The organism is Mesorhizobium sp. M7A.F.Ca.CA.002.04.1.1 (assembly GCF_004022805.1).
GTDB lineage: Bacteria > Pseudomonadota > Alphaproteobacteria > Rhizobiales > Rhizobiaceae > Mesorhizobium > Mesorhizobium ciceri.
Window position 1 is genome coordinate 1 of sequence record NZ_RZPL01001076.1, and the last position, 1,243, is coordinate 1,243.

The window sequence follows — 1,243 nt, forward strand, 5'->3', positions numbered from 1 at the left end:
CGCCAATGAAGGCAATGCCGATGAGCGGGATGGAGCGGGCTCTCAGGGCCTCGATCGACAACAGCGTATGATTGATGGTGCCAAGCGCGGTGCGGGCGCACAGTATGACCGGCAGCCGCCATTGTTCGAATATGTCAATGAACCTTGTCTGTCGATTGAGCGGCACCATCAGCCCGCCGGCGCCTTCGATGACGAGCGGTGTCGGCAGGACCGGAAATGAAAGATCGTCGGCCTCGATCGCGACGCCGTCGATTTCGGCTGATCGATGCGGCGACAGCGGCATCGTCAGTCGATAGACTTCGGGCAGCACGCGTCCGTCGGGCAAGCCGGAAAGCCGGGCGACGACCTCGCTGTCGGTCTCCTCGTTGAGGCCCGATTGCTCCGGCTTCCAGTAGAAGCCGTCGAGCAGCCCGGCAAGTCCGGCCGAAAACACTGTCTTGCCAATTCCAGTGTCTGTTCCGGTGACGACGATGCGTTTGGTCATGCTGTGGCCAACACTCCGACGAGAGCCTCGACCATGGCGGAAATGTCGGCTTCGTCGACGTTGAGAGTCAGCGAAATGCGCAGGCGCGACGTACCCTCAGGCACTGTCGGCGGGCGAATGCCGCGTATGTCGAAGCCGCGTGCCTGCAGTCCTGCCGCCACCGCCATGGTGCGGCTGTTATCGCCGATCACAAGCGGCTGGATCTGCGAGCCGCTGGGCATCACGCCGCAGCGTTCGGCCAATTGCCGGCTCGCGAAAGCGACACGCTCGTGCAACTGAGCACGACGCATAGGCTCGTCAGACAGAATAGTCAGCGCCTCACGTGCCGCGACTGCCATCAGCGGCGATGGTGCGGTCGCATAGATGAATGGCCGGCACCGGTTGATAAGATAGTCGCACAGTGTTCGCGGTCCGGTAACGAGCGCGCCGGATGCGCCAAGCGCCTTGCCGCATGTGTGGAGCGTGACGATGTTGTCGCGGCCTTCATACGCGGCGGCCAGTCCCCGGCCGTCCGGTCCCCAGACGCCGGTGGCATGCGCTTCATCGACGACGATGAATGCCTGGTACCGATCAGCCAGCGCGACCAGGCTCTCCATCGGCGCACGGTCGCCATCCATGCTGTAAAGGCTTTCGAAGGCGATCCACACCCGCCCCATGCCGCCTTCGGCGCGCCAGCGGGTGATTGCGTCCTCGACAGCGTCGACGTCGTTGTGCGCGGCCAGCTTGAACTCAGCGCGCCCGGCCTGGGCACCCTCATGC

At 64.0% G+C, this 1,243-nt stretch carries 2 protein-coding genes; both read right to left on the reverse strand.

The genetic code is table 11. The features are described 5' to 3' along the window. The coding region (gene bioD, locus ENZ75_RS32250) for a dethiobiotin synthase (RefSeq protein ID WP_128278630.1) at positions 1-484 on the reverse strand (484 nt) is incomplete at its 3' end. After that, positions 481-1,243: 8-amino-7-oxononanoate synthase (locus tag ENZ75_RS32255; RefSeq protein WP_164888194.1), on the reverse strand; the 763-nt coding region annotated here is incomplete at its 5' end. The genes bioD and ENZ75_RS32255, both read right to left, overlap by 4 nt.